Source organism: Polymorphospora rubra (genome assembly GCF_018324255.1).
GTDB classification, from domain to species: Bacteria; Actinomycetota; Actinomycetes; order Mycobacteriales; family Micromonosporaceae; genus Polymorphospora; species Polymorphospora rubra.
Window position 1 is genome coordinate 7,451,837 of the sequence record NZ_AP023359.1, and the last position, 26,847, is coordinate 7,478,683.

At 71.3% G+C, this 26,847-nt stretch carries 22 protein-coding genes and 1 pseudogene; 8 read left to right on the forward strand and 15 right to left on the reverse strand.

The window, feature by feature from the left end; all coding sequences use genetic code 11:
* Nucleotides 1–5: 5 nt before the first annotated feature.
* From Prubr_RS32555 to Prubr_RS32570, 4 genes are read right to left on the reverse strand one after another with little or no spacing between them, the layout of a single operon-like run.
* A complete protein-coding gene (locus Prubr_RS32555; RefSeq protein ID WP_212819036.1) occupies nucleotides 6–1,379 on the reverse strand; it encodes an FAD-binding protein in 1,374 nt (457 codons plus the stop codon).
* Complete coding sequence (locus Prubr_RS32560) at nucleotides 1,355–3,229, reverse strand: ABC transporter ATP-binding protein (protein WP_212819038.1); 1,875 nt, start codon at nucleotides 3,227–3,229, stop codon at nucleotides 1,355–1,357. The genes Prubr_RS32555 and Prubr_RS32560 overlap by 25 nt, the downstream gene beginning before the upstream one ends.
* Nucleotides 3,222–6,242 carry a type 2 lanthipeptide synthetase LanM family protein gene (locus tag Prubr_RS32565; RefSeq protein ID WP_212819040.1) on the reverse strand — a complete coding sequence of 1,007 codons (3,021 nt, stop codon included), beginning with the start codon at nucleotides 6,240–6,242 and terminating at the stop codon, nucleotides 3,222–3,224. The genes Prubr_RS32560 and Prubr_RS32565 overlap by 8 nt, the downstream gene beginning before the upstream one ends.
* Before the next feature lie 7 nt (nucleotides 6,243–6,249).
* A complete protein-coding gene (locus Prubr_RS32570) occupies nucleotides 6,250–6,465 on the reverse strand; it encodes a DUF6229 family protein (RefSeq protein WP_212819042.1) in 216 nt (71 codons plus the stop codon).
* Between the two features lie 147 nt (nucleotides 6,466–6,612).
* Between Prubr_RS32570 and Prubr_RS32575 the strand changes: the two genes are divergently transcribed.
* Nucleotides 6,613–7,398 carry an AfsR/SARP family transcriptional regulator gene (locus Prubr_RS32575; RefSeq protein ID WP_246567958.1) on the forward strand — a complete coding sequence of 262 codons (786 nt, stop codon included), beginning with the start codon at nucleotides 6,613–6,615 and terminating at the stop codon, nucleotides 7,396–7,398.
* 99 nt (nucleotides 7,399–7,497) lie between these two features.
* Here the strand turns inward: Prubr_RS32575 and Prubr_RS32580 are convergent, their stop codons facing one another.
* The 3 genes from Prubr_RS32580 to Prubr_RS32590 form a co-directional block, all read right to left on the reverse strand.
* The gene (locus Prubr_RS32580; RefSeq protein WP_212819044.1) at nucleotides 7,498–10,062 is read right to left on the reverse strand and encodes an Hsp70 family protein; all 2,565 of its coding nucleotides are present in this window, start codon (nucleotides 10,060–10,062) and stop codon (nucleotides 7,498–7,500) included.
* Between the two features lie 344 nt (nucleotides 10,063–10,406).
* Nucleotides 10,407–11,936, reverse strand: a complete 1,530-nt coding sequence (locus Prubr_RS32585; protein ID WP_212819047.1) for an RtcB family protein — start codon at nucleotides 11,934–11,936, stop codon at nucleotides 10,407–10,409.
* A 198-nt stretch (nucleotides 11,937–12,134) separates the two neighbouring features.
* Nucleotides 12,135–12,689, reverse strand: a complete 555-nt coding sequence (locus Prubr_RS32590) for a helix-turn-helix transcriptional regulator (protein WP_246567960.1) — start codon at nucleotides 12,687–12,689, stop codon at nucleotides 12,135–12,137.
* A gap of 199 nt (nucleotides 12,690–12,888) precedes the next feature.
* On the opposite strand from Prubr_RS32590, the gene Prubr_RS32595 reads away from it, so the two are divergent.
* Complete coding sequence (locus tag Prubr_RS32595) at nucleotides 12,889–14,100, forward strand: RNA-guided endonuclease InsQ/TnpB family protein (protein ID WP_212819049.1); 1,212 nt, start codon at nucleotides 12,889–12,891, stop codon at nucleotides 14,098–14,100.
* Nucleotides 14,101–14,170: 70 nt separating this feature from the next.
* Here the strand turns inward: Prubr_RS32595 and Prubr_RS38460 are convergent.
* Nucleotides 14,171–14,329 (reverse strand): annotated as a pseudogene (locus tag Prubr_RS38460) (AraC family ligand binding domain-containing protein); the annotation flags it as partial.
* Nucleotides 14,330–14,378: 49 nt separating this feature from the next.
* Between Prubr_RS38460 and Prubr_RS32605 the strand changes: the two are divergent.
* The 3 genes from Prubr_RS32605 (at nucleotide 14,379) to Prubr_RS32615 (ending at nucleotide 17,552) form a co-directional block, all read left to right on the forward strand.
* The gene (locus Prubr_RS32605) at nucleotides 14,379–14,840 is read left to right on the forward strand and encodes a DUF2000 domain-containing protein (protein ID WP_212819053.1); all 462 of its coding nucleotides are present in this window, start codon (nucleotides 14,379–14,381) and stop codon (nucleotides 14,838–14,840) included.
* A gap of 516 nt (nucleotides 14,841–15,356) precedes the next feature.
* The gene (locus tag Prubr_RS32610) at nucleotides 15,357–17,012 is read left to right on the forward strand and encodes a glutamate--tRNA ligase (protein ID WP_212819054.1); all 1,656 of its coding nucleotides are present in this window, start codon (nucleotides 15,357–15,359) and stop codon (nucleotides 17,010–17,012) included.
* A 96-nt stretch (nucleotides 17,013–17,108) separates the two neighbouring features.
* Entirely contained in the window at nucleotides 17,109–17,552 is a 444-nt protein-coding gene (locus Prubr_RS32615; RefSeq protein WP_343221545.1) for a DUF6789 family protein, read from the forward strand.
* A gap of 35 nt (nucleotides 17,553–17,587) precedes the next feature.
* Here Prubr_RS32615 and Prubr_RS32620 read toward each other — a convergent pair whose 3' ends face one another.
* Together Prubr_RS32620 and Prubr_RS32625 are read right to left on the reverse strand one after the other, a co-directional pair.
* Nucleotides 17,588–18,802 (reverse strand): amidase, encoded by a 1,215-nt coding sequence (locus tag Prubr_RS32620; protein WP_212819058.1) that lies wholly within the window; start codon nucleotides 18,800–18,802, stop codon nucleotides 17,588–17,590.
* 105 nt (nucleotides 18,803–18,907) lie between these two features.
* On the reverse strand, nucleotides 18,908–19,312 hold the full coding sequence (locus tag Prubr_RS32625; RefSeq protein ID WP_212819060.1) for a DUF4265 domain-containing protein: 405 nt from the start codon (nucleotides 19,310–19,312) through the stop codon (nucleotides 18,908–18,910).
* Nucleotides 19,313–19,491: 179 nt separating this feature from the next.
* Between Prubr_RS32625 and Prubr_RS32630 the strand changes: the two genes are divergently transcribed.
* Nucleotides 19,492–20,085, forward strand: a complete 594-nt coding sequence (locus tag Prubr_RS32630; protein WP_212819061.1) for a hypothetical protein — start codon at nucleotides 19,492–19,494, stop codon at nucleotides 20,083–20,085.
* Nucleotides 20,086–20,106: 21 nt separating this feature from the next.
* Here the strand turns inward: Prubr_RS32630 and Prubr_RS32635 are convergent, their stop codons facing one another.
* The gene (locus Prubr_RS32635; RefSeq protein WP_212819063.1) at nucleotides 20,107–20,832 is read right to left on the reverse strand and encodes a hypothetical protein; all 726 of its coding nucleotides are present in this window, start codon (nucleotides 20,830–20,832) and stop codon (nucleotides 20,107–20,109) included.
* A gap of 134 nt (nucleotides 20,833–20,966) precedes the next feature.
* A complete protein-coding gene (sigJ, locus tag Prubr_RS32640) occupies nucleotides 20,967–21,842 on the reverse strand; it encodes an RNA polymerase sigma factor SigJ (protein WP_212819065.1) in 876 nt (291 codons plus the stop codon).
* Between the two features lie 34 nt (nucleotides 21,843–21,876).
* Between sigJ and Prubr_RS32645 the strand changes: the two genes are divergently transcribed.
* Nucleotides 21,877–23,034 carry an FAD-dependent oxidoreductase gene (locus tag Prubr_RS32645; protein ID WP_212819066.1) on the forward strand — a complete coding sequence of 386 codons (1,158 nt, stop codon included), beginning with the start codon at nucleotides 21,877–21,879 and terminating at the stop codon, nucleotides 23,032–23,034.
* A 10-nt stretch (nucleotides 23,035–23,044) separates the two neighbouring features.
* Here the strand turns inward: Prubr_RS32645 and Prubr_RS32650 are convergent, their stop codons facing one another.
* From Prubr_RS32650 to Prubr_RS32660, 3 genes are read right to left on the reverse strand one after another with little or no spacing between them, the layout of a single operon-like run.
* Entirely contained in the window at nucleotides 23,045–23,605 is a 561-nt protein-coding gene (locus Prubr_RS32650) for a TetR/AcrR family transcriptional regulator (protein ID WP_212819068.1), read from the reverse strand.
* Nucleotides 23,602–24,399, reverse strand: a complete 798-nt coding sequence (locus tag Prubr_RS32655) for an ABC transporter permease (protein WP_246567962.1) — start codon at nucleotides 24,397–24,399, stop codon at nucleotides 23,602–23,604. The genes Prubr_RS32650 and Prubr_RS32655 overlap by 4 nt, the downstream gene beginning before the upstream one ends.
* Nucleotides 24,400–24,434: 35 nt before the next feature.
* Nucleotides 24,435–25,364 carry an ABC transporter ATP-binding protein gene (locus Prubr_RS32660; RefSeq protein ID WP_212819070.1) on the reverse strand — a complete coding sequence of 310 codons (930 nt, stop codon included), beginning with the start codon at nucleotides 25,362–25,364 and terminating at the stop codon, nucleotides 24,435–24,437.
* 230 nt (nucleotides 25,365–25,594) lie between these two features.
* Here Prubr_RS32660 and Prubr_RS32665 point away from each other — a divergent pair, with 230 nt between their 5' ends.
* Nucleotides 25,595–26,830: a hypothetical protein gene (locus Prubr_RS32665; protein ID WP_212819072.1), complete on the forward strand. Its 1,236-nt coding sequence runs from the start codon at nucleotides 25,595–25,597 to the stop codon at nucleotides 26,828–26,830.
* Nucleotides 26,831–26,847 lie beyond the last annotated feature (17 nt).

Here is a 26,847-nt window from a genome sequence, read left to right on the forward strand (position 1 = left end):
ACGGGTCAGCGGGTGAAGACGCCGCCAGGGTCGTAGCGGGCCACGACGCGGCGAATCCGGTCGAGGTTGTCGCCGTGGTACGCCGGGTCGAGCGGCGACCGTCCAGGTTCCGGGTAGTTCGGGTAGATGAGGCCCGACCCCGATGGATGTGCGATCTCCCAGGACCGGTTCACCCAACGCTGCGCGTCCTGCCGCACGGCATCGGTGCCACGGCGGAACACGTGGCAGGTATGCCTGAGGATGAACCGGGCCCGGCGGTGGACGAAGGCGGTCGCGTCCGGGGCGACGTGGCCGTAGGCACCGCCCCACGGGATGAACTCCAACTCCCGGGCCTGTCCGGCGACCCGGCCGGTGACCATGTGGTCGACCAGCGCCTCGACCACACCCGGCGGCAGCGATCCGGCGAAGAACTCCGACCGGGTCAGCCGTCGCCCCGGCGAGATTCCCCACGGCGGCCCGGTCACGTCGAGGTCATCGGGGCTGTCCGGGTAGTTCACCGCGGCGGCGGCGGGCGCCGGCAGATCCCGGATGTCGACGTGCTCCGGTGCGGGGGTGAACCGGTCCAGAAAGCCGGTTCCCGCGCCGACGCTGAGGCCGAACACGACGACGTACGGCGCCTCGGCCGGGTCGAACGGGGCGATCAGCCCGAGCCCGGCGTTGATCTCGTCGGGTGCCTCCGGCGCCCAGCCCAGCCAGGTGCCGATGATCTCCGCCGCGTGCCGCACCGGCCACCGGCACTCGAAGAACGTCGCCGGCACCGTCGGCCGGGTCCGCAGGACGAATTGCGTGACGACCCCGAGCAGACCGCCGCCGGCGCCCCGCAACGCCCAGAACAGGTCGGGTTCGCGGTCCGCGTCGCACCACACCGTACGGCCGTCGGCGAGCACCACCTCGGCGGCGACCAGGTGGTCGCTGCCCAGGCCGTACAGGCGGCTGAGGCTGCCGTAACCGCCGCCGAGGACCGCACCGCCGAGGGCGACGTCCGGGCACCAGCCACAGGAGACGGTCCGGCCGGTCTGGGCCAGCCGTCGCCGCAGATCGCGCATGCGCAGCCCGGGGCCGGCGGTGACCAGGTCGCCGTCGGTACGCAGGTCCCGCAGCCCACCGAGGTCCAGCAGCAGCCCGTCGGTGCTGCACCGGTCCGCGAAGCTGTGCCCGCCGCTGCGGACCGCCACGTTCAGCCCGTGTTCCCGGGCGAAGGAGAGTCCCGCCCGCACGTCCGCGGCGGTGGCCGCGCGTACCACGGCGCGTGGCAGCACCTCGTCGAGGCGGGCGAGGAACGGCAGCCGGCAGGTGACGTACTCCGGATCCTCCGGCAGCAGCAGCGAGCCGGTCAGCTCGGCGGCGAGCCGGGTCAGCGGTGCGGCAGCGAGAGCCATGGGTCCTCCGCCATCCGGGCCTGCAGGAGGGACAGTTCGGCGTACCGGCCGCCGAGCGTGAGCAGTTCGTGGTGGCTGCCCTGCTCGACGATCTCGCCCTCGTGGAGCAGGCAGATCTGGTCGCAGTTGCGGACGCTGGCCAACCGGTGCGTGATCAGGACGACCGTACGGCCCGCGGCCAGGCGGCGCAGCGCCTCGTAGACCGCGTACTCGGACCGGGCGTCCAGCGGGGCGGTCGGCTCGTCCCAGATCAACACGGGTGCGTCGCGGAACAGGCCGCGGGCCACCGCGAGCCGTTGCCACTGGCCACCGGACAGGTCCACGCCGCCGCGGAACGCGGTGGTCAACAGCGTGTCCCAGCCCTGAGGGAGGGGATCGACGACCTCGTCGGCCAGTGCCGCCCGGGCCGCCTGCCGCAGGGCCTGCTCGTCCGGGTCGGCGCGGTCGAAACGTCCCATCCGGACATTCACCCGGGCCGAGTCGGGCCAGCGGACCGGATCCTGCAGCACCATCATCACCCGGTCGGCGACGGTGTCCGGATGCAGGTCGGCCAGGTCCGTGCCGTCCCACGTCACCGATCCGGCGGTGGGACGGTACAGCCCTGCGATGATCTTCGCGAGGGTGGTCTTGCCGGAGCCGTTCTCGCCGACGAGCGCCACCGTCTGGCCCGCGTGCAGGGTCAGGTCGACGCCCCGCAGCACCAGCCGGGAACCCGGATAGTGGAAGCCGACGTCGCGTAGCTCGATCCGTTGCGGTGCGGCCGGCGCCGGCGGCCCCGTGGCCGGACGGGCGCGGGTTGTCGCGTCGGCGAGAAACGCGTGGAAGTCGGCGACGTACAGGCCCTGCTCGAAGAGTTGGTCGCCGGCACGCACCAGGCGCGCCAGCGCGGCGACGGCGGTACGGGTGGCGATCAGCGCTGTACCGGCGACGGCGAGCGGGATCCAGCCGGCGTCGAGCAGCAGCCACAGGGCCGCGAAGACGCCGCCGAGAGCGACACCGGCAAGCAGTCGGCCCCGCGCCCGGACCCTGACCTGTGCCGCCGCGACGGCGACCTCCTCGTCGCAGACCAGGTCGGCCGCCTCCCGGTACCGCGAGAGGACGCTGCCCTGGGCCTGGGTCGCGCGGACCTCCGCGGCCGGCTCCCGTTCCGTGGCAAGGTCGGTCACCATCGCCACCCTGCGGTTCAGCGCGACGAGCCGGGCATTGCTGGCATAGCCGAGCCGGGCCGCCCGCAACGCGGCCCACCCGTCCGGAAGTACGGTCACCAGGAGTACGGGCAGCAGCACCGGATGCAGCACGGTCAGGCTCACCGCGGCCGCGGTGACGGCCAGCACCGCCCCGATCGCCTCGACCAGGTTGTCGACGACGCGTTGCAGGTAGAGCAGGCCGCGGTCGCGGGCCCGGAACATGCGGTCGAGAAACCGTTGGTCGTCGAACGCGGTCAGTTCCACCGACAGGCCGGCCGCCACCAGCCGCTCGTCGGCGAGGCGGCGCACCGCCGGGGCGATCCGCGCCTGCGCCAGCGTGGCCACGATCTCCAGGCCGGCCCGGCCGGCGAAGGCGAGCACGACGAGGGCGAGGGCGGGCACGGCCGACACCAACCGGGCCCCGGTCGGCCCGGCCGCGAAGAGCCGCTCCAGCACCCCGGCCGTGGCGACGAGGCCGTACGTGGTCGCGACGCCGGCGGCGAGGTGGAGCGTGACGACCGTCCAGGCGGCGCGGGGCGCCGCCTGCCGGATCAGGCCGACGGCGGGTCCGATCGCCGCCGGCATCCCCCGGATGACCTGCCACGGACCCATCCGGTCGGTCGGTGTCTCCAGCCGCCAGTACGGCGCGGTCACGTCAGCCATCGGTGGGCCCGATCCGGTCCGGCGGGCCGGGATCGGGAAGCAGGACGGAGGGGAGGTGGCACTGCGGGTGCATGCGCAGCAGTTGGTAGCCGATGCCGCCGAGGCCGAGCAGCAGCCCCGGCCGGAACGCGTCGCGGTTCGGGCCGGCGACCGCCCCGAACTCCTCCATCCCGGTGAGCACCCGGGCGTCGAGTTCCGCACGGTCCACATCGCAGGGGGCGACGCCGGCGTCGATCGCCTCCCGCAGCAGTTCCCAGGTGCCGAGTTCGCCGTGGCAGATGGTGTGGTTGGCGCCCATGCCCGCCGGCCAGCTCGCCGCCGCGGCCCGGCGCAGCACGTCGACCCACCGGTCGCGCGTCCCCGGGTCGGGGGCGCGTCGCCATTGGTCGGCGGCGACGATGCCGATGCCGACCGCCCCGTGGCACCACGCCGCCGCGTCGGTCGGCCGCTCCGGCTTGCGCATGTCCAGCCAGCCCGGCAGACCGGGGTCGTAGAGCGACTCCTCGTACCGGAACGCCGCCGCAGCCAGATCGCCACAGCCGGCCAGATGCGACAGTGCCCAGCCGATGCCGGTGGCGCCGTGGGACACCCCGCCCAGGCCGTCGGTGGCGAACTGCCCCGGCCACCACAGGGCCTCCCCGTTCGCGTCGGCCCGGCGGGCGGCGGTCCGTAGGTGCTCGCCGAGCGCGGCGGCCGTCGCGGCCCACCGTGGGTCGCCGTCCACTTCCGACAGTCGTAGCAGCGGTACGATCGCGCCGGCCGGCCCGCGCAGCAGGTCGTACGCGTCGTCCGCCCGCACGGCGTCGGGCAACAGCGCGGCGAGGGCCTGGGCGCGGCGCAGTGCCTCGTCGCCCGCCCCGGGTTCCCCGGCGGCGGTCCGGCTCTCGTCGGCCAGGCCCGCATCGGCCAAGCCAGCATCGCCCCGGCCGAGCCGGCGCAGCAGCAGCCAGCCCCAGATCCCGGCGCCGAGTCCGACGTAGCCGCCCGAGGGTTCCGGACGGATCGGGATGCCGGAGGCCCGGTCGGCCGCAACCCGGTCCTCGGCGGCGCGCATGGTCGCCAGTACGGCTTCGAGCAGGTCGGCGGCGCCGTCGACCGGATCGGCCCGCCCCGCCCGGACCTCGTTGTCGTAGGCGGCGAGCAGGACCGCGATACCGGCGGTACCGAGGTACATGTCGCCCGTCAGCGGCTGCACCGCCCACCCGGAGCCGGCGGTGATGACCGGCGCGATCCAGGTGGCGGTACCGTCCTGCGCCCGGATTGCGGTGGCGAGCAGCGTACGAACGACGTCGGCGGCGAGCGCCCGTCGGCGGCGGTCGAGATCGTCCGAACGGACCTGCCGCGGGATCAACGGCGGACCGGCCGACGCGGGCGGAGCCTCGTTCAGATAGGCGCTGATCAGCGTCGACCGCAGGACCTGGCCGTCGAGTTCCGGATCGGCCCCGCGCCAGCGGCGCAGCGCGCCCGCGATCAGGTCCGGGTCGGCGGCCGCCGTGAACATCGGGATGTCCCCGACGAGCAGGTCGGCGACCTCGGCGGCGATGACGTCGGGATCGTCGGGTGCCTCCGCGGCGTTCCTTCCGTGGCGGGCCAGCAGGTCGGTGGCCCTGGCCCGGGCGGCCGGCTCGTCGAACAGCGACGCCGGATGCCACAGCATCCGGGCCAGTTCGGCGTACGTCTCGGTGTTGCGGCGGACGTGGCGCACCTGGCAGCCGGTGAACCCGGCCAGCAGCGGCTCGAGCCGGCCACGCCGGTCCAGGCTCCGCAGCCGGTCGGTCAACTCGTCGAAGGCGTCGCAGACGTCGCCCCAGTACCGGGCCAGGACGGGCTCGGGGCTCGGCTGGTTGGCGGCCTCGGGGGCGTCGAATTCGGCGAAGTCGACCCGGACCTGGTCGGTGCCCTCGTCGACGAGCACCGGCACCCGCACCGTCGGCTGCTCGCCCCGCAGCCCGCCGGCCCCGGACGGGTCCAGGCCACGCCACGCCAGCGCGACACCACGCCCGGGCAGCAGTCCGGTTCCCAGCACCGACGAGCTCAGGGCGCGGGCGGCCCGGTCGCTGGCCAGGCCGTACCCCGACGGCAGGAGCGGCGGCTGCGGCGTGAACAGGGTCTCGCAGTCGACGATCACCGGCACCGGTCCGGCCGCGATGAGGTTCTCCGCGTGCAGGTCGCTGCCGCCGAGCATCCGCATCACCGCGGCCCAGTGGCCGAGTCCCCGGTAGAAGGTGTGCAGTTCCTCCTCCGTACCGCAGTACCGGTGGGCGACATGGGCGGCCCAGCCGTACCCGTCACGGACCAGGACGGTGGGCACCCGGATCCGGGTGGCCGGCGGTTCGTCGGGCAGCAGACGGGCGACGAGCCCGGCCAGCGCCACGTCGACGTGCAGGGGTCGCGGCTTGTAGACGACCGGGCCGGCGGCGCACCGGACCATCGCGACCGTCTGCCCGCCACGGTGGGTGTCGCCCGAGCCGAAATCGAGGTCGAGCAGCGTCGGATCACCCGACGGCAGTACCGCGGGCAGCTCCGACCGGTCCGCGGCGAACCGGTGCGCGAACGTCGCCGCCGCGCGGCGACCGCCCGCCAGGACCCGGTCCAGCCGCTGGCGCAGGGTCGGGTAGCGGTCGTCGATCGACGGCCAGAAGCCCTCCGTGGTGGCCAGTTCCAGCCAGTGCTCCCACCGCGACCGCGGATCGGAGCCCGCCAGCCGGCCACCGGCCCGGGCGGCGTAGACCTCCAGCACCAGTGCCCGGGTCACCTTCGGTCGTACGGAGTTCCGCCACGCCCTGGTCGCGGCGGCGAGGATCACCGCCTGCCCGTCGGCGCCCAGGTCCGGAACAACCCGGAGCTGGGCCGCCAACCGTCCGGCTTCCGGCGCGATCAGGCGGTCCAGCACCGGGTCGAAACTTGCCGTCGCCCGGTTCGATACCCCCGCCGCGGGGCCCGTCGTGGGGTTCGACGCCGCCGTCGCGGTGCCGGATGCGCGGGGTGCCCGCGGGGCCGAGGTATCGGTCATGTCTGGGTCAGCAGCACTGGATGGGTCGGGAGCCGGTGCAGGAGCTGCAGTTACTGCCCGGGCACCCCAGGGTCATGGTGATCTCCTGCAGGGCGTAGTCGCCGCCGGTGAACAGCGGGCCGGCCGGGCTCTCCCAGCCGTCGACCGGTGTGTCCGTCAACCACCGGGTGATGAGGTCCTGCGTCGGCACCCGGTCGAGATCGGGCAGTGTGGTGGTCGGCATGATCGTCTCTCCTTCGCTGGTCGATCGATACATGCGATTCTTCGACCCTGTGCTTGCCGGGTTCTTCCCCCCGACTTCCCGGCCGGTTCCCGTGCCCCGACCTGGCCGTTACTTTGGGTGGCAGGTCACTTGCCGTCGGGAGTTGTATTGGAAGTACGGGTCCTGGGGCCGGTCGAGGTGGTCATCCACGGCGCTCCGGTTCGCCTCGCCAAGCGGCAGCACCGGTTGATCCTGGGTGTCCTCGCCATCGAGGCCAACCGCAACGTGTCGAGCGGGCGACTGATCGAGCTGTTGTGGGGCAACCGGCCACCCGCCCGCCCGCGGGCCGTCCTGCACAGCCGTCTGTCGGAGTTGCGGGCCGCGCTGCGGGCGGTCGGTGGCGGCACGGCCCACCGGGCGATAGCCACCGGCGACGACGGGTACGCGCTGCGGATCCCGAAACGGATGGTGGACGCCCACCGGTTCTGGGAACTGGTCTCCTCCTCCCGCAGAATCAGCTCCGACCTGCAGGTACGGGACGTGCTGCGGCAGGCGCTCGAGCTGTGGCGGGGGCCGGTCCTGGGCGGGTGGTCGCCGGCCGGACCGACGGACCCGCTGCTGGGCAGCCTCGAGTCGGCCCGGTTGACCGCCGCCGAGGACCTCTACGAGGCCGAGCTGCGACTGGGAAACCACACGTCCATCGCGGACGAGCTGATGGCACTGTCGGCCACCCACCCGACCCGGGACCGGCTGACGGTGGCGGTGATGCTCGCGTTGCACCGCGCCGGGCGCAGCGCCGAGGCGGCCGGCGTCTACCACAAGCGCCGGGTCTGGCTGTCCACCGAGTTGGGCGTCGACCCGGCGCCGGAGTTGAAGCGACTCCACGTCGCCGTGCTACGGCACGATCCCGCCCTCGACCTGACCGGCCCGGATCCGCTCGGCCGGCCAGCCTGACCCGACCACGCGGCCCGCCACCGGTCGGCCGAAACGTACGGGCGGCAGTTACCGACGGCCGAGCCGACGCTGCCCCCCGGGACTGGTCGTCCGACTTCGCTACGCGTCGGCGAAGCGCCAGACCTGGAACCCGTTCGTCGACCCGCAGACGAGGGTGGTCCGGGATGTCGAGCAACTAGAGGGGATGATCTCGTCGACCGGGCCGAGTGGCGCGCGGGCACCGTCGAGGTTCAGCCCGGTGAATCGCAGGGACCTCGACGAGCCCGGGGGTTCCCGTGAGTACAGCAGAACGTTGGCCGGGTCGAGACGTACCCCCAGGGTCCGTCTGTCGTCGTTGCCGAGCAGCTGGTTGCCGTCGCCGTCGAACAGTCCGCTGGCCGGAAAGAAGTCACCGGTCGCGAGTACGCCGTCGCCCATGCCGACCAGTGCGGTGACGCCCGGAGCCGGTTCGCGCCACAGGACCTTGGCGCGTGCGGTGTCCAGCGCCACGACGTGGGTGGAGTCGGAGTCGTCGCCGTTCTGGTCGATGTAGCAGAGTCGCTCGGGGCCGCAGGGCACCGGTGTGGTCCTGACGGCGCGTCCGGGGGCGGCCTCGGTGTGGACCACACGCTCACCGCCGGGATCGGTGAGGTCGTACTCGCGCACCTGGTACCCGTTGCCGTCTGTGCTGATCAGATGGGCCCGGTCACCCGCAGCGTAGGCGATCGGGTTCTGGCCGGCCGGGACGCCGGTGAAGGTCCGCTGGCTTCCGGTCGTCACGTCGACGACCCGCATGCCCTGCTCCACGTCGAACTGCAACAGGACGGGCCGGTCGCCGCGGATGATCCTGGTCCGGGACCCGAGGAGTCCGGGCCGGTCGATCTCGCCGCTCTGCTCGACCGGGAAGTTGCGGGTGGCGAGTGGCACGCCGTTCGTCCCCGGACGGTTGCCGAGCCGCCACTTCTCGGTCCCGGCCCCCCAGTCCAGGCCGTAAACGGCGTTGTCGTCGCCGGAGCTGAAGACGACGGCCGCCTGGTAGAAGACGACGGCGTCGTGGTAGCCGATGTCGCGGTACCACTTCAACGCCCCGTCCTTCGGGTCGAGTACGACCATCGGCTTGGGGTCGGTCGCCGTGATGTCGCCCGGGTACAGGATCACACCGTCCGGCCCGGCGTACAGGGCCCGCCAGTCCTTCGCCTCGGCGGGCGCCGGGCGCTGCCAGAGCGTGCGGTTCTCGGCGGTGTCGATCGCGGCGACGTTGACCGCGTCGCCGGTCGTCCATGCCAGGTATGTGACGTCGCCGTCGGGGTACGAGGCGGCTTTGCTGGGCACCGAGTCGGCGCCGTACGCGACGGTGAGACCGGTCGGCTGCAGTTCGGTGAAGGCGAAGGTGGAGTGCGGGTCCCTGAGGAGGAACCACCAGCCACCCACGGTGACGGCGAGGGCGAGTACAACGGCGACCGCGACCGCGGCGACGATCAGTCCGGGCCGGCGCAGCACCGGTTTCCCGGCACCGGGAGCGCCCGGGTGTCGGGAACCGGAACCAACGGGGACGGGGCCGGCGTGCTGTGCCGGAAATGGTGGGCCGGCCGTCGGGGGTGGGCCCGGCGCGGGAGTCAGTTCGGCGAGCGCGCCCTCGGCCACCGGCAGTTCCGGTTGCTCCAGCACCGTCGGTGCCACACCGAGTTCGTGGTGCAGCAGCCGGGCGACGAGGGGCAGCCGCGACGATCCGCCGACCAGGAAGAGCCCGGCCAACTCGTCCGGACGCAGGCCGCACCGACGGACGATCTCGTCGGTCTCCCGCACCGCCCGGCGCAGCAGAGGTGCGGCGACCGACTCCAGCTCGTCGCGGGTCAGATGGACGGCGGCCGCCAGCCCGGGAACGGTGACGGGTGCGACCGTGACCCGGGACAGCATCTCCTTCGCGCCGCGTACGTCGTCCCAGAACAGGCGGTTGTTCCGCCGTTGTTCCGTCGTCGCCGGGTTCGTCAGCGCGTGCCACAGCTCGGGCCGGGTGGCGGCGATCGTGCCGCCCAGATGGTTGACGAGCGCGGCATCGACGTCCAGACCGCCGAGGTCGTCCACTCCGCCGGCGCCGACCACGGTGTAGCCCGAGCCGTCGTTTCGCACCACCGCGATGTCGAGCGTCCCGCCGCCGAAGTCGAAGACCGCTAGGCAGGACCCGACCGGTACCGGCCGCCGCAGGATTCCGGTGAAGTAGTGGGCGGCGGCTATCGGCTCGGGGAGCAGACGCGGCGCCGGCCATCCGGCACGGACGGCGGCCGCCGACAGGACGTTCCGGCGGGCCGTACCCCACGCGGCGGGGAAGGTGAGTACGGCCGGGGGCAGGTGGCCGACCGCCTCGACCGCGGCCCGGCTGACGGCTCCGAGCACCGCGGCCAACAACCGCACGGTCTCGACCTCGTCGTCGCCGAGGAGCACCAGACCATCGTCGATTCGACGTTTGGGATGGGGCTCGTAGCGGGCCGGTTCGACCATTGCCAGCCGTTGCGCGTCAGGGCCGACCAGCAGCCGACCATCCTCGCCGAGGCAGACGCCGGACGGCAGCACCGGAACGCCGTCGACCAGCAACGGGCGGGTACGCCCCTCCGGCCACCGGATCACCGCCACCGTGTTCGACGTGCCCAGGTCGACACCCATCGCGAACCCGTGTGGAACCGACATACGGCTGTGCCCCTCCGTCCCGTCCCCGGCGCACCAACCGAATGATCCCCTTGGTGGGTGAGTGGGTCGTCGATGGTGGGCGGGCCGCTCGCACTCTAGGACATCCCGTGCACCGACGCCACGGAACGTACAACCGTCGCCAAAGGACAGCTCCAGGTCCGACTAGGAACGCATGCCTGGCAGGACGGCGAAGTGGCCGCGCCCACTTCGCCGGGCGCGCGCACCCGGCGTTGTCGATCGTTGTGGACCGGTCGATGTACACGGTCACCGGCAGTGCCGTGGAAACCTGGGTGGCGCCGGTGGTCCGATCGAACCCTGCTGCGGCTCGACCGGACCACCGGCGGTCAGCCCTTCACAGTCAGGATGGGCTGGAGTTCGGCAACAGGCCGGGCGACGTCCGCCCGTCGGAGGCTGTCGACGACCGGCCCGACATCCTTGTACGCCCACGGCGCTTCCTGCTTCAGGTCGCGGCGCCAGGCATCGACGATGTCCCGCCGGCCGGCGATGGCCGGATCACGGTGGTCGAGCGGGGTGACCACCCGGAACTCCCGGAGGAAATCGTCCAGTTCGGCGTCGCTGCCACGGGCCGCCGCACCGCGCGGAACCCGACGGCCGGCACCGTGGCAGGCGCTACCCAGCGCGCGGGTGTCGCCGAGCCCACGCAGCAGATAGCTGGGTGCGCCCATCGAGCCGGGCACGATGACCGGCTCGCCCCACAGCTCGGGACCCCGGTGCGCATGGTCGGTGATCCCGCCCGCCGGGGTGGCGCCCTTGCGGTGCACGACCGTGCCGTCGTCGTCAGGCCAGAGCAGGTTGTGCGGCGCGTCGTAGACCAGCCGGGAGCCGATCTCGCCGACCACGTCGGCGAGGCCGGCGCGCAGCATCATCGCCAGGAAGAACCGGTTACCGATCGCGAAGTTGGCCGCGTTCGCGAACGCGGTCAGATACCGCTCCCGCCGCGGCGCGCCGGCCTCGTCGAGCAGCATCGGCAGGATCCGGTTGTTCGGCATCGGTACGCCGTGCGGCCACCCGGCGCGGGCCTGGTCCTGGCCGGTGGCGTTCGCCTGGTGCCCCAGCGACAGGGAACCGCTGTGCACCATCAGCACCACCCGGCCGGGTGCCAGGCCCCAGGCGTGCGCGGCCGCGCCGTCGTGGATGGCCGACACGTACTGCAGCTCGGCGAAGTGGTTGCCGCCGCCGATGCTGCCGATGATGCTGTCGTAGCTCGTGCCGCCGCCACTGGTGATCCAGTCACGGAACCCCGACGCGGACCCGACCGGGAATCCGGTCGCATGGAGCCGTCCGTCGAGGTCGGTCGTGTCGTCCGGACGGACCTGCCGCCACGCACCGTCGGCGTCGGTCGGGACACCGCCGGCGAGCAGACCGGGCAGCCCGTCGCGGAGCAGCCCTTCGCGCTGCGTCGCGGTCAGGCCGATACGGCGTCCGCCCTCGAAGAACAGGTGGCGCAGCCGTCGCTCGAGGGTGTCCAGGTGCGGACGCAGCCGGTCGACGGTGAGATCGGTGGCCTCGACCCACATCCCACAGTTGATGTCGTTGCCGACCGCCTGCGGGATGAGCGCGCCGACGGTGCGCAACACGGTGCCGATCGGAATGCCGGCGCCCTTGTGGAAGTCCGGAGTGCACACCACCCGGTCGATGCGGGGTTCCACCTCGAGGCCGGGCGTGGCCCTGGCCAGCGCCCGCAACGTGTCGGCGGTCTCCAGCACAGTGAGCAGTTCGTCGATCGCCGCGGACTCGATCGGGACCTCGGGACCGGCGCAGATCTCCACCGGTACGTTCGCGGGGTTGGGCAGGGTGAGCCAGGAGTCGTCGGTCCGGACCAGACGGTGGTCCGGCCGCTGTGAGACGGGCATGTGGGGCCTTTCGAAAGCTGCTGAAGACGGGAACGGGACACCGACACGCGATCTTGCTCGCGTGGATCCGGGTCATACCGTGTGTGGTTGTGTGCCTGACGGTTCAGCAGCCGCGAGGTCGTTGATCAGCATAGGCCGCGGCGGGCGCACCCCGCGAACCCATTTCGTCGGCAGGAGCCCAGCACGATCGGCGGCTTCTCATCGGGCTGATGCGTCAGCGGCGACCCTCCCTCGGCCGACGAACGCGGCGGGAGTCGTTCCGAGGACCTTACGGAAGTGCCGCGTGAGATGTGACTGGTCGTGGAACCCCGCCTCGATGGCGGCGGCAGCGGGGGTCCGCCCGTTCAGCAGAAGCCTTCGTGCCAGGTCGACCCGGCGGCCCGTCACGTAGCGGTGCGGTGGAATGCCGTACGCCCGCGAGAAAGCTCGCATCAGGTGATTCGGGTGCACGCCGAGCGTTCGCGCGGCCTCGGCGATGGTCAGCGACTCGGTGAGTCGACCGTCGAGCAGTTCACGCAGTCGGCGGGCCAGAGGGACATCGTGCGCCGTCGACGGCAGCCGGTCGAGATGCGCTCGCGCGAGCTCGCGCAACTCATGGATGCCGTGTTCGACCGCCATGATGTCGGCGGGCGACCGCAGCGCGGCGTGCACGTGCCGGGCCGCGACGACGGCGCGCGCATCGTGCAACGTGGGGGCTGCCGCGGCAGCAGTCACGGTACGTGCCGACAACCATGCGGGGTCGAGGTAGAGCACCCGCTTGCGGAAGGACTCTCCACGAACCGCCGACCGGCCGTCATCGGAATCCTTCCGTGGATACTCCGGCCTTCAGGCCGGGGAGGAAACGGAACCTCTGCGGAGCAGGGCAGGGAAAGCCGATCCGCCGGCTGGGCGGACAGGCGCACGGGCCGCCCCCGGACCGGGACTCACATGCACGACCGGTAATGTGTGCGCCGTGGCCAGGACGGTGAAGCGGGCGTTCAAATACCGCTTCTACCCCACCCCCGAGCAGGCCGCCGAGCTTGCCCGCACGTTCGGCTGCGTCCGACTGGTCTACAACATGGCGTTGCAGGCCAGAACCGAGGCGTGGACCCTGCGCCGGGAACGGGTCAGCTACAACGCCACCTCGGCCCTGCTCACCGGATGGAAGAAAACCGAGGAGTTGGCGTTCCTCAACGATGTCTCCTGCGTGCCGTTGCAGCAGGCCCTGCGGCATCTGCAGGTCGCGTTCACGAACTTCTGGGCCAGACGCGCGCGGTATCCGTCGTTCAAGTCGAGGAAGAGGTCCCGCCGGTCGGCGGAGTACACCACCAGCGCGTTCCGGTTCCGCGACGGCAAGCTGACCCTGGCGAAGATGTCGCAGCCGTTGGAGATCGTGTGGTCCAGGCCGCTGCCGCCGGGTGCGTCGCCGTCCACGGTGACCGTGTCCCAGGACGCCGCCGGCCGCTGGTTCGTGTCCCTGCTCTGCGACGACGTGATCGCACAGGTTCCCGCCCAGGGCACGGGGGTGGTCGGGATCGACGCCGGCCTCGACAGCCTGCTGACCCTGTCGACCGGGGAGAAGATCGTCAACCCCCGCCACGAACGCGCCGACCGCCAACGGCTGGCCCGCGCCCAACGCAACCTCGCCCGAAAGGAGAAGGGCTCGGCGAACCGGGCCAAAGCCCGACTCAACGTCGCCCGAATCCATGCGCGGATCGCCGACCGGCGCCGTGACCATCTGCACAAGCTGACCACCCGACTCGTGCGTGAGAACCAAACGCTCGTGATCGAGGACCTGACCGTACGTAACATGCTCAAGAACCGGAGCCTGGCCCGCGCCATCAGTGATGCGGGCTGGCGGCAGTTCCGCACCATGCTGGAGTACAAGGCCGACTGGCACGGCCGGAACCTGGTCACCGTCGACCGCTGGTTCCCGTCGTCGAAACTGTGCTCCACCTGTGGTGCGCTCGCGGACCGGATGCCGCTGAACGTACGGTCGTGGACCTGCCGGTGCGGCACCGTCCACGACCGGGACGTGAACGCGGCCCGTAACCTTCTGGCCGCCGGACTGGCGGTGACAGCCTGCGGAGACGGTGTAAGACCCCAACGGGAAACCTCCCGGACGGGGCGGTCGTCGGCGAAACAGGAAAACCCGAGGGCGACCAAGGGAATCCCCGTCCTTTAGGACGGCGGAGGATGTCAAGAGGAACGTGCGGCGGCAGCAGCGTCACGCTCGTCGGCGCCGCCTCGTGGCTGGTGCCGTCCAGGTCGTACGCGACCGCACCGGCGTCGATGAGCAGTACGGTCCAGGAGTCGTGCGTGTGGGCCGGGTAGGAATGGTGCGCGAACGTCGCGTGCAGCACCTCCTGCACCAAGGGCACCTCCGGGTGCCACGCGCGCACCGCGTCGGCCATGCTAGGAACGTACAAGACCAGGCTGACGGAGCCGTCGGACAGTAGACGGATGCAGGACACCCTTTCCGCGCCCGGCGCGGCCACCGACCCAACCGCACCTGTCCGCTTCGATACGAAGGTTGCCGTGCTGCTGCGCGACGACCTGCTGCCCTGGCAGGAACTGAACGTCACCGCGATCCTCATGAGCGGCATCGCGACAAGCGCTCCGGACCTGACCGGGGAGCCGTATCGCGACAGCGACGGCAACGAATACCTGCCGATGCTTCGTCAGCCGGTGCTCGTCTTCACCGCGGACGCGGCAAAACTGTCCGCGGCACGGGAGAAAGCGCTCGAGCGGCGCATCCCGGTCGCTGTGTACACCCACCAGTTGTTCGCCACCGGCCACGACGCGGCCAACCGCGCGGCCGTCGCCTCCGTGCCCGCCGGCGAACTCGACCTGGTCGGAATCGCGCTCCACGGACCGCGCAACGCGGTCGACCGCATCACGAAGGGCACCCGGATGCACGAGTGACCGGCGCCGGCGATCGAGGCGGCGCGGACGCTCCTGTGGTGCGTCAACCGGCCGCCCCCGTGCCCTTCGTGGGGTGGCGGTGCGTGATGATCGTTAGTTGTTCCGCCGTTGTCCGTACGGCGTGTCGAGTTGCTGGGCAGCTGATGATCACGGGTGCCGTGGCGGTTTGCCGGGAAGGACCCCAACGGTGTTGGGGTCCACAGCGAATTCGGCGTACCCACAGCGAATCCGCTGTGGGGCGTGGCAGTGGTGTCGGGGCGGCGGGTGGACCGGGCCGGTGCGGTGGCCGAGAGCCGGGGCGGGACGCTCCTGTAGTGCGTTAGGTGGCTGGGGTGGGCTTCGACCGCGGCACGGCGGGCGATGCCTTCCACGGCCCGCCATCGTCGCGACGAATAGGTGTGTCGGCTCGGACGCTACGGCGTACGATTTCGAAGATCACGGCCCAACTACCTGGCAGCAGCCGATTCCAAGCCGGTGTGGAAGCAAGTCGGTGCGGCTGGATCTGATGGAGCACCAATGCTGGATACCTCCCTCATCGACTCACTATTTCCGGCTGACCTGCCGGAACCGGTCGAATGGGAGCACCGCTTTCCGCCCCGGGAGTTGCCGGCGGGATCTCGAGTCGTCAGATTCTGCCCCAGCCCCACCGGCCCCCTGCACATCGGTGGCATCTACGTCGCGGTGATCGACCGCAACCTGGCGACAGCCTCGGACGGGCGATACGTCCTGCGTATCGAAGACACCGATCAGTCGCGTGAGGTGCCGGGCGTCAAGGAGCAGTTCCAGCGCGCGTTCGAGTACTTCGGCCTGCTGCCCGACGAGTCCGACGTGGCCGGTGGTGACTACGGCCCCTACCTGCAGTCGGCCCGGGAGGCGATCTACCTCTCGCACGTGCGGGAGCTGATGCGCCGACGTCTCGCGTACCCGTGCTTCGCGACCCGCGAGGAGCTTGCCGAGACGACCGCTCGGCAGCAAGCCGCCAAGGTACCGACCGGCTATCACGGCGAGTGGGCGATCTGGCGGGACGCCCCGCAGGGGCAGGTCGAGGCCGCGCTGGCGGAGGGACGGCCGTACGTCGTCCGGTTCCGCACCGAGACGTCCGTCGGCGAACGGGTCTCGTTCGTGGACGCGATCCGGGGCCGGATCGAGTTCGACGCCAACCGCAACGACGTGGTCGTGCTGAAGAGCTCGGGCCAGTCTCCGAGACTGCCCACATACCACTTCGCGCACGCCGTCGACGACCACCTGATGCGGGTCAACCTCGTCCTGCGGGCCGACGAATGGCTCTCCTCGGTGCCGGTGCACCACCAGTTGTTCGACGCGCTCGGCTTCGACCGGATCGAGTACGCGCACGTCGCACCCCTGCTGAAGCAGGCTGACGGCGGCAAGCGCAAGCTGTCCAAGCGAAAGGACCCGGAGGCGTCGGTCGACTTCTACCTCCAGGAGGGCTACCCGGCGGCTCCGGTGCTGTACTTCCTGCGTGGCCTGATCAACGGCCGGCTGGCCGAAATGCCGCAGGCCGACGCGCTGGCCGCAAACATTCAGCTGGACCAGTGCGGCGTTTCCGGCGCGCTGGTCGACATGGTCAAGCTGGGCGGCATCTGCGCCGACCACATCGCCACCATGCCCGCCGCCGCAGTCCTCGCGGCGGTGACCGCCTGGGCCGAGCGATACGACGCCGAGTTGGCGAAGGTGCTGGCCGCGCAGACGGAGCTGGCGCTGCGCGCACTGGCCGTCGAGCGCGACGGTCACCCCAATCCCCGCAAGGACCTGCAGAAGTGGTCGGACTTCCGGCCGGTGTACGGGTTCTTCTTCCCGGAGCTGTTCGCGCTGGTGAACGACCCGGCGGAGACCCCGCTCGCGGAGCTTCCCGCCGACGTGGTCCGCACGTTCGCCGCCGCGTTCGTCGACACCTATCAGCCGATCATCGACCCGCAGGAATGGTTCGGCCAGATCCGAACCCTCGCGGCGTCGCACGGCTTCGCGGCCTCGCCGCGGGAGTACAAGGCCGACCCCGGCGCCTACCACGGCTCGATCCGGGAGGCGTCGCAGATCGTGCGGGTGGCCCTGACCGGGAGCACCCGCAGCCCGGAGCTCCACGCCGTCGCCATGGCGCTGGGCACCGACGAGGTGCTCCGTCGGGTCCGGGCCGTGGCCGGCGGCCTGGGCTGACCGTTCGCCCGGAATCCCACGCGTTAGCCGCCCTGGATGGCGGGTACCCACCGACACCTCGAGGTGCGCCGGGGCCAGGAAAGGAGTTGGGCATCCATGCGAAACGGAGCCCGTGCCGCAGTGACGGGAATGGCCCGCGGGACCATGGCGGCCATGGCCATGTCCGGCCTTCGGCAGGTTACTACCTCGCTCGGCCTGGTAGCTCGGGTGCCGCCGGAATCCGTCCTGTGCGAGACGGCTCCGCGGCTGATGAACGCGATCCCGGTAGCCCAACGTACCGCCCTGGTCGAGGTGATCCACTGGGGCTACGGGGCGTTCGGCGGCGTGCTGTTCGGGATGCTCCCGCGACAGCTACGCCGTCGACCATGGACCGGCCCCGCCTTCGGGACCGCCTTCTGGCTGGGCTTCGAACTGGTCGTCAAGAGAACGCTGGGGATCGCTGACGGCGAGGGCGGCGTCAGCCAGAAGCTGGCCCTCGCGGCCGACCACATCCTCTACGGGATGGTGGTGGGTGCCTCCGAGTGGCCATACCGGGACTGACACCGGATGCGGGTCTCGCTGTTCTTGAGTCGCTCTCAGTCCGGCAGGGGCGGACGATCCAGCGCCCGTTCGATCGCGAGCCCGGTGGCGCAGAGCAGGCCTTCGCCGTACATCGGGCCGACAAGTTGCAGGCTGGCGGGCACGGGAAAACCAGGCGACGGTATCGGCATGGAGATCGCGGGGACGCCGGCGAGATTGAACGGCGCGGTCAGCCGGGTGAGTGGGAAACCCGCGAAGGCGGTCAACAGCGGTGGGGACGCGACCAGCGTCGGCAGCGCCAGAACGTCGACCTCGTCAAGTGCCGCGGCTACTTCTGCCTGCCACGCCGCGCGGGCGACCATGGCCTCGGCCAACTGCTGCTCGGTGATGTAGCGGCCGGCGTCCAGGCCGCCGTTGACGATCTCACCGACTCCGTCGGCGTCGAGCAGCGTATGGTGCGCCCGCCACAACTCGCCAAGGATGATCGTGTCGAGGGCGTCGTAGGTCTGCTCCCATCCGGGCAGCCGCACCTCGCGGACGGTGAATCCAACCGCGTGTAGTGCCGCGTCGACGACATCTTCGACCGCGGGGTCGACTCCGGCTATCCGCAGCCGACCGACCACGCGAGCAGGACGCGACGCGACCGTCCAGTCCGGCTCCAACAGACGCATCCCGGTGACGACGCCGGCCACGTCGCGGGCCATCGGACCAACAGTGTCCAGACTGGGTGCCAACGGCCAGACACCTTCCGTCGGCACCCGTCCCCAGGTCGTCTTCAAACCCACGATCGCGCAACACGCGGCCGGGATGCGGACCGAGCCGCCGGTGTCGGTGCCCAACCCGATGTCCGCTTCACCGTTGGCGACCGCCACCGCGCTGCCGCTGGAAGAACCGCCCGGGATGCGATCGGGCGCCACGGGGTTGGCCGGGGTGCCGAACGTCGTGTTGTCGCCCGCCGGGCTGACGCACAGCTCGGTCAGCGTGGTCTTGCCGACGATGTGAGCGCCGGCCGAGCGCACGCCGGCAAGACAGCGCGCATCGGACGTGGCCAGGACCGCCCGATCACGTACCGCCGCGCACCCGGCGGTCGTGATCACGCCGGCCATGTCGATGGCGTCCTTGACGGCGACGCGGAGGAGCCCGCCGGGGCCGGCGGCGGGTGGATCGAAGCGGGTAACCCAGATCGACACGCAGCGAACATACGACGCGCCGACGACCGACCACCAAGCATTTTCCAGCGTGGAGCCGGCGCTACCACCGGTATTCGGCATGCAGCTCGGCGTACGGTCGGCGGCGGTCAGGGTAGCGCCGGGGTCTACCCATGCCGATCTCGGCACAGCGGGCAGCAGCGTCCTCGACGCTCTCGGGACGTGGACCTACGGCGACGTCGCCGCCCTCCAGTCGTCGGTCACACACAACTCTTCGTAGGTCCACCAACCGTCGCGTTCCCCCGCGTCCAGCAGCCGCCGTAGGGCATGAAGGTCAGCGTTCGGCGGAACGTCGATCACGGCGATTCCGAACATGCCGGCACCCGTGACGCCCAGTTTGGCAAACCTGTCCAGGATGGCACCGACCCCGGGCTCGACCGGGCCGAGCGGACTGTCAAGGGTACGCATGACACGAATGGCGCAGTAGCCCGACGCCCGCAGTTTCTCCTGGATCCACAGGGAACCGTCCGGCTCGCGCCGAACCCGGAAGACGTCGCCCTTGGCCGCGTTCACGGCGGCCAACGGCGCCCTGGGCAGACGGACCTTGTCGGGCGACAACAGCTCGGCGCCCATACCCATGCTCGTGGCCGGTCCTCCCGACATGGGAAACCACACCTGGACCCAGCCCGGTGGCAGGTTGACCGCAGAGCGACTCGACGACGACACGACTCCGTATGGTACTTGCACGGCCGAGGTGCGGGATCCGTCTGCGCCGGTGCGTTCCGGCCGTCGCGGACGAAGGGCGAGTAGACGTGGGTACCGATATCGCCGGCGGGGTGGAGATCCGGCCGAACGGCCCGGGATCGCCGTGGCTGCTGACCGACGCCGGTGTGGATGACCTGCCACGCCACTACGATGCCTTCGGTCTGCTCTTCGGTGTCCGGAACTACGCCGGGTTCGAACCCGTCTCCCCCGGCCGTGGCCTGCCGCCCGACGCCAGCACCGAACTGCTCGCTCTCCAGCTCTCCGACTACGAACACGATCACACCTGGGTGGCGTGGACGGAACTGGCCCGCATCGACTGGACGGCGCAGGCCCCCCGGGTGGACGACCGGATCCACGAGTACGAGCTGACAAGCGACGGGCCGATCCTCGTCGGTAAGGCGGGTCACCATGGGCGCGCCTGGCGCGCGGTGGCCGGCGAGGACGCCGATCCCCGGGGCAGCAGCTACCCCGAGGGAACGCAGTGGCGCGCGTTCGACAGGATGTGGCGGGTGGAGCGGCTCTGCCAGGGCGACGTCCTGCGTGGCGATCCGCCGCTGCGCGCGCTGCTGGACACCATGCGCGACCTCGCCGAGCGGCATGGCGACGACAACGTACGGCTGGTTGTCTGGTTCGACAGTTGATGCCTCGTCACGCGGCCCGGATCATTGCAGCGGCCCTACCGCCGCTTCTATGCGCCGGCGTCCTTCCGCTCCGCGGTACCACGCCATCACCACTTCGGGGCGGGCCGGATCGTAGGTCACCTGCCAGGCGTGAACGGCTACCTGCTCGTCGAGATACCAGCGATTCCACGGGCTGGAAGCCTCCAAAGCCTCGGGTACGAGGCCCCGGAACCGGTCCGAGGTGACGCCCTCCAGTCCCCAGCCGGGACCGCGACCGCCTACCGGCACCGCCTCGCTCCAGGTGCGGTCGGCGTAGACGGCCTGCCCCAGGGCACTCGACTCGATGAGGTTGTCCGCATCGTTGGCGATCCAGGTATCCGGGTCCACCACGCTGATCCGCCCCGTGGACCAGCTCAGACCAAGCGGGTATCCACCGTCGACGTCACCCACCGTGGCTGTCCACTCGTCCCCTTCGAGCTGTTCCCACCCGGACGTCAGGATGTGATCGAACCGGTACTGGTGTTCGTGCTTTCCGAGGCAGCCGGGCCGTTCGCCGCAGAACCACAGGCCGCCGTATCTGGCGATGAACGTCTCCAGCCTCTCCAGGCCGCCTTCCGGGCCGGGAACCACGTCGTTGTGCACATCCGTGCACCCGTACCATCGCCGCGGATGTTCGAGGTCCACAGGTGTTCGCTCGGCGTGCTCGTCCAGGAAAGCCCGGGCGCGCACGCTGAGCACCGCACCGTCGTCAAGCACATGGCGTCTCATCGCGGCACCATCATCGCAGCAGTACAAGGCAGACATGCACCAACACTGCCGAGGCTACGTAGACACATACGGTCAGGATGCCGGCAACCCTGCCACTGGACCGGCCGCCAGGGTGAGCCGAAGTCGGCCAACGCTCAGCCGTTTCCCACGTCGGGCGAAGACACCCACAGCCTCAGTTTCGCCGGGTTGACCACCAGGTTCAGTTCGGCGATCCGACCGTCGGCGACTTCGACGCCGATCACGCCGCACACGGCACCGTCGAGTTCGAGCACGAATCCGGGGCCGCCGGCAAGCGGCACCGGCTTCAGCCCCACCCCGGCGTACCGGCGGGCCAGCCAGGACAGCAGGGTGAGCACCCGCTCATGGCCGTACACCGGTTTGCGGGCGGCGGGCACCGCACCGCCGCCGTCGGAGCGCAACACGACCCGCGGGTCGAGCAGGTGCACCAGTTCGGACAGGTCGCCGTCGGTGCTGGCGGCGGTGAAGGCCGCGACCACTCGCTGATGCTCCTGCGCCGAGACGGGTTTGCGCGGTGGTGCCTCTTCGCGGACCCGCCGGCGCGCCCGTGACGCGAGCTGCCGGCAGGCCGCCGGGCTCCGGTCGACCACCACGGCCAGCCGCTCGAAGTCCATGCCGAACGCGTCGTGCAGGACGAAAGCGACCCGCTCCGCGGGTGACAGCGTCTCCAGTACCAGCAACACGGCGGTGCGGACGGATTCGCGCAACGCGACGGTGTCGCCCAGGTCGGTGTCGTCGTAGCCGGCCAGCGGTTCGGGCAGCCAGGTGCCGACGTACGCCTCCCGGCGGGCCCGGGCCGAGCCGAGCATGTCCAGGCAGATCCGCGACGTCACGGTGGTGAGCCACGCCCGTGGGTTCACCAGGTCGGCCGGGGCCGCGCGACGCAGCCGCAGGTACGCCTCCTGCACCGCGTCCTCGGCGTCCGAGACGCTGCCCAGCAGCCGGTAGGCGACGGCGAACAGGTAACGCCGATGCTCCTGCCAGCCGTCCATGTCACGCGATTCTGCCCTACGTCGTCACCGGTGCATGGAGAGCATCACTGTCGTCGGCGGCGGCTTCGCCGGGCTCGTCGCCGCCATCACCTGCGCCGAGGCCGGCGCCCGGGTCCACCTGCTGGAGTCGCATCAGAGGCTGGGTGGCCGGGCCCGCGCCACCGAACCGCCGTACGTCGCCCACGACGGCCCGCACGTCCTCTACTGCAACGGCCCCTGGTGGCGCTGGCTCGCCGACCGCGATCTGACCGGCGCGTACGCCACGATCCCACCGCGTGCGCTGGCCGGTGTCCGGTTCCGCTATCGCGGCCGGCTACGCCGCACACCGCCGGCGGCGCTGCTGCCCGTTGTCACGCGGCGCCGCCACGACGCGCCCGTCGACCTCGACTTCCACACCTGGGTCCGCGAGCGGCACGGCGCCGCGGCGGCGACCGCCGCGTCGAACCTGATGGGAGTCGTCACCTTCGACGCCGACCCGGGCCGGCTGGCGGCCGCGTTCGTCTGGCAACATCTGCTGCGGGTCACCGCCCCGGTCCCGGCCGTCCGGTACGTCACCGGTGGCTGGAACGGCCTCGTCGACCGGCTCGCCACCCGCGCCCGTGTCCTGGGCGTACGCATCGAAACCGGTGCCCGGGTGACCGAGTTGCCCGCCGCGCCGGTCATCGTCGCCACCTCCCTGGACGCCGCCGCCACCCTGCTCGGTACGTCGCTGCCACCCGTCGAGAGCGGCCGGTCGGTCCTGCTCGACCTGGCTGTACGGGCCGCGCGCGGTGACGCCTTCATCGTGTCCGATCTCGACGAGGCCGGTTGGCTTGAGCGGTACACGCTGCCCGACCCGAGTGTGGCACCGGCCGGGGAATCACTGATCCAGGCCCAGCTGCCGATGCGTCCCGGCGAGCCGAAGGCCGACGGGCTGGCCCGCCTGGAGGCGCTGGTCGACCAGGCTCTGCCCGGCTGGCGCGGCCGGGTCACCTGGCGGCGCGACGCGGTGGCGAACGGTCGTACCGGCGCACTGGACCTGCCCGGGCGGACCTGGCGGGACCGGCCGGCCGTCGATCGCGGTGACGGGGTCTACCTCGCCGGCGACCAGGTCGCCGCCCCGGGCCTGCTCAGCGAGGTCTCGTTCCACAGCGCGGTGACCGCGGCCCGGCTCGCGCTCGGCCGGCCCGTGTCACACCGGCCCACCCGATGATCCCGCACCGCTAGCGGGGCCGGGCACCCTCCAGGAAGAGCGTGACGACCCGGGTCGCCCCGTTCGGGGCGTTCACGAGGTCTGTCGCGCGTGCGAGGTGCAGGAACGCATTCATGAGGAACCAGGGGTCGCCGGTCACCTCGCCGGCGTCGACGGCGTGGGTGAAGAGCGCCACGACGGGATCGAGGATGTCGCGCACGTATTTCTGCGACACGGTGTTTCTGGTCTCGTCGGAGACGTGGTCGAGCGCGTCGTAGATGCGTTGCTCGAAGGAGATGGTGCGGGTGGAGTGTTCGGCGGCGGCGACCGCGAGGGACCGCAGCTTCTGTTCCGTCGGTCCTTCGGCGGCGAGCGCGGTGACCAGACGGTCGTGGAGCTGTTCGATGAATCTCAGGGCGACGGCGGCATAGAGTTCTTCCTTGCCGCCGGGAAAGTGGTGGTAGATGGACGGCTTCTGAATGCCGACGGTGCGGGCGACGCCGACGAGGGAGATGCCCGGGTAGCCCGCGGCGGCCAACTGCTCGCCGAAGGCGTCCATGATCTGTGAACGGGTGTCTGCTGCGGGTGTCATCGGTTTCTCCGGGCGTGGTTGAGGGCGAGGGCGCAGGTGGCGGTCCCGGCGGCGACGAGGACCCCGAGAACGCCGAGGGCGATCGGCAGGGCCGAGGGCGTGGCGCCGCTCTCGAGCTGGCGGGCGGCGTCGATGACGTAGGTGAGCGGGTTGAAGGTCGCGATTGCCCGCATCCAGCCGGCGAGCTCGTCCACGGGTGCGAAGACGCCGGTGAAGAACGACAGCCCGAAGACCGCGAGGGTGACGAGGTTGGTGCTCGACGCGGATGCGGTGCGGATGGCGACCGCGACGCTGAGCAGGGCGACGCCCAGCCCGAGCGTGAGCATCAGGAGGAGCATCGTGATCGCGCTCGGCCAGGTCTCCGGCCGGTAGCCGATGAGTGCCGCGCCGGCGATCGTGACGAGCATCTGGACGGTGACGGCGACGAGGGCGGCGGCGACGGCGCCCAGGACGAACGGGACCGTCGTGCCGTGGGCGAGCCGGAGTCGGTCGAGGTATCCGCTGGTGACGTCGCCCAGAACGAGCGTTCCTGCGGCTCCCGCTCCGGTGGCGACACCGGTGAGCAGGATCAGCGGGAGCAGGAAGGAGATGAAGCTGGCACCTGCGAGATAGCCGCTGCCGACGGTGCTGAGCTGTCCGGCGTAGACGAGGAGGAAGAACAGGGACTGCGCGATCGGGGCGATCAGCAGGGCCGGTGAGCGCAGCACCATGCGGGTGGAGCGCCTGGCAGCGGCGAGGGTCACCGGGACCGCGGCGCCTGGCACCGGGACGATGGAGACGGCGGGAACGGTCACGATCGTGTCCTCACATGTGGTGACGGGGGTTCGGGTCAGCGAGCGGCGAGCGCGACGAAGACGTCGTCGAGCGAGGGTTCGGTGAGGCGGAGCTCTTCGACGTCGCCCGCGACCTGGCCGATGTCATCGAGCGCGACCTTCAGCGCACCGGCCGTGCCGGGGAGCGCGAGGCGCACGGTACGCGGCTCGTCCGGCTCGGCTCGGAACGGCGCACGCGCGGAGGCGAGCAACGTCTGTGAAGCGTCCGCGTCCGTCAGCACGAGGGTCAGGGTGCGCTCCCCGACGCGCTGTTTCAGCGACTCGGGCGAGCCTTGCGCGGCAACCGTTCCGTTACGGAGCACGACGATGTCCGTGGCCAGGACGTCCGCCTCGTGCAGGTCCTGGGTGGACACCAGGAGGGTACTTCCGCTGTGGTTCAGGCGCTTCAGCTCGTCCCAGAAGTCGAGGCGGCTGAGCGGGTCGAGGCCGGTGGTCGGCTCATCCAGGATCACGACCGCAGGCTCGGCCACGAGCGCCACGGCGAGGTCGACCTTTCGGCGGGTTCCGCCGGACAGCCTGGAGATCCGCGTCCCGCGGTGCTCCGCCAGACCGAAGAGGTCAAGGAGTTCCCGCGTCCGGCGCGCGGCGTTCCGGCGGTCGAGGCCGAGCGCGGCCCCCTGGAACTCGAGCACCTCCGCCGTGGTCGCCAGGGGGTCCAGGGCGTTGGACTGCGGGGTCAGGCCGATCAGGCGCCGTGCCTCCCGGGCCTGCTTCACCGTCTCGTAGCCCTCGACGGTCACCGTGCCGGAGGTCGGTGTGCGCAGCGTGGCGATGATCTCCAGGAGCGTGGACTTGCCGGCGCCGTTGTGACCGAGCACCACCGTACGACTTCCGCGCTGGACACGAAGTGACAGCTGGTCCAGCGCGTTCCGGTCTCCGTAGGTCTTTGTCAGGCCGACGATGTCGACGGCAGGGAGCGAAGTCATGCCCGTCAGCCTACCTACCGGTAGGGCGGTATCCAAAATCGGCCTGGACATGCCCGGTCTGTCGGAAGCGCAGGTACTCCCGGTGGGCATGTTCGCGGCAGGCAAGAGGTGACGCTCTCCGGACGGGTGAAGGTCATCGCGTAGGGCACCCGGAAGCCGCATCACTGCGGTGGCCCTGGCGCACTGCGGACACCCGGCGCCGGCTTGCGAAGCCCTGTCAGGCTGGCACAGTGCGAATCGACCTTCCCGATCCCGACGTCATGATGGCCCGCTGGGGCGCGATCGCCTCGGCGATGGCCACGCTGGGCGAGGACGACCCGTACCGGCTCGAGGACGGCATCGCGCAGTTCGACGACGGCAGCGGCAACGGCGGCTGGCTGCGCCTGATCGAGGGTGGCCGGGCGGTGCTGTACGGCAGCGACGACACCGCTGACTTCGGCGAGAGCGTCGACGAGATCGATCTGCTTGCCGGGGCACCCGACTGGTTGCCCCTGCCGGACCTGATCAGGTGCACGGAGGAGGGCCGGGTCACCTTCGTCTACTGGTACGACGGTGGCTGGTCGCGGGTGCCGTACCCGGACGGGACCGAGGACGGCCTGCGGATGGCCCTCAATGGGATCCTGACCGCCGAGTCGGCCCGCCGCGAACTGCTCGAGGTCGTCTTCTGTGAGGGGCAGCACGAGCCCCAGGACGACCCGGAGAAGTCGGCGGTCTCCGCCGCCGCCGACCGGTTGCTCGCCGCCGCAGACAGTCGGAGCGTCGACCGGGCCGCCCTGCACGGGCTGCTCGGCCGGGTCCAGGCCGGCCCGGTCGACATCTGCGAAGGCCTGCTGGTGGCCGCCGCCTTCGGCCTGACAGCTGCCAGCACCCCACCCGTCGCCGTACCAAGGCAGGCCGGGCCGCCGCCCGACCGGATCCAGGTGCTCAGGGACAGGCAGGTCGACGAACTGCTGTGGAACGTCGTGCAGGAGGCAGCCGAACTCTCCCGCCCGATGCCCGCGCCCGGTCCCGAACTCGCCGAACTGGTCGAGTGGGTCCGCAAGCGGGCTGGGGCCGACGGCCGGTGCTCGCGACTGTTCCGGGTTCTGGACGGGGAGGTGAAGCAGCGCCCCGACGAGATGCCGCAGCTTGGTCCCCTCGAGGACAGCCCCGCCTCGAACCCGTCGGAGGAGGCCATTCGACTCGTACGGAGGCTCTGGGCGGCCGAGGCCGACCCGGTGTACGGACACTGGCTCTACATCCGGGTGGAAGTCGACGCCGACGGATTCACCGTCGACCGCTGGTACGACTCGTCGCCGGACTGGGTCGGGCCGGTTTCCTGGGCCCGCGGCCTGTGGCGCGAGAGGCTGCGGACCGAGATGGCGCGCCGGGCACCGGAGTACCGGCCACCATGGACGGTGCTGCTCGATCCGGACGTGCTCTACGCCGGTGTGCCCGAGCCGTTCGCGGCGCCGGTGGCCGGCTGACGATCCGGCGTCCCCGC

What these genes read in the sequence shown, in the direction of transcription:
- Prubr_RS32605 (WP_212819053.1), top strand. Translation starts at nt 14,379, where the DNA reads ATGCAGGACACCCTTTCCGCGCCCGGCGCGGCCACCGACCCAACCGCA.
- Prubr_RS32615 (WP_343221545.1), top strand. Translation starts at nt 17,109, where the DNA reads ATGCGAAACGGAGCCCGTGCCGCAGTGACGGGAATGGCCCGCGGGACC.
- Prubr_RS32645 (WP_212819066.1), top strand. Translation starts at nt 21,877, where the DNA reads ATGGAGAGCATCACTGTCGTCGGCGGCGGCTTCGCCGGGCTCGTCGCC.
- Prubr_RS32610 (WP_212819054.1), top strand. Translation starts at nt 15,357, where the DNA reads ATGCTGGATACCTCCCTCATCGACTCACTATTTCCGGCTGACCTGCCG.
- Prubr_RS32560 (WP_212819038.1), bottom strand. Translation starts at nt 3,229, where the DNA reads ATGGCTGACGTGACCGCGCCGTACTGGCGGCTGGAGACACCGACCGAC.
- sigJ (WP_212819065.1), bottom strand. Translation starts at nt 21,842, where the DNA reads ATGGACGGCTGGCAGGAGCATCGGCGTTACCTGTTCGCCGTCGCCTAC.
- Prubr_RS32635 (WP_212819063.1), bottom strand. Translation starts at nt 20,832, where the DNA reads ATGAGACGCCATGTGCTTGACGACGGTGCGGTGCTCAGCGTGCGCGCC.
- Prubr_RS32625 (WP_212819060.1), bottom strand. Translation starts at nt 19,312, where the DNA reads ATGGGCGCCGAGCTGTTGTCGCCCGACAAGGTCCGTCTGCCCAGGGCG.
- Prubr_RS32565 (WP_212819040.1), bottom strand. Translation starts at nt 6,242, where the DNA reads ATGACCGATACCTCGGCCCCGCGGGCACCCCGCGCATCCGGCACCGCG.
- Prubr_RS32570 (WP_212819042.1), bottom strand. Translation starts at nt 6,465, where the DNA reads ATGCCGACCACCACACTGCCCGATCTCGACCGGGTGCCGACGCAGGAC.
- Prubr_RS32620 (WP_212819058.1), bottom strand. Translation starts at nt 18,802, where the DNA reads ATGCCGAATACCGGTGGTAGCGCCGGCTCCACGCTGGAAAATGCTTGG.
- Prubr_RS32555 (WP_212819036.1), bottom strand. Translation starts at nt 1,379, where the DNA reads ATGGCTCTCGCTGCCGCACCGCTGACCCGGCTCGCCGCCGAGCTGACC.
- Prubr_RS32585 (WP_212819047.1), bottom strand. Translation starts at nt 11,936, where the DNA reads ATGCCCGTCTCACAGCGGCCGGACCACCGTCTGGTCCGGACCGACGAC.
- Prubr_RS32650 (WP_212819068.1), bottom strand. Translation starts at nt 23,605, where the DNA reads ATGACACCCGCAGCAGACACCCGTTCACAGATCATGGACGCCTTCGGC.
- Prubr_RS32660 (WP_212819070.1), bottom strand. Translation starts at nt 25,364, where the DNA reads ATGACTTCGCTCCCTGCCGTCGACATCGTCGGCCTGACAAAGACCTAC.
- Prubr_RS32580 (WP_212819044.1), bottom strand. Translation starts at nt 10,062, where the DNA reads ATGTCGGTTCCACACGGGTTCGCGATGGGTGTCGACCTGGGCACGTCG.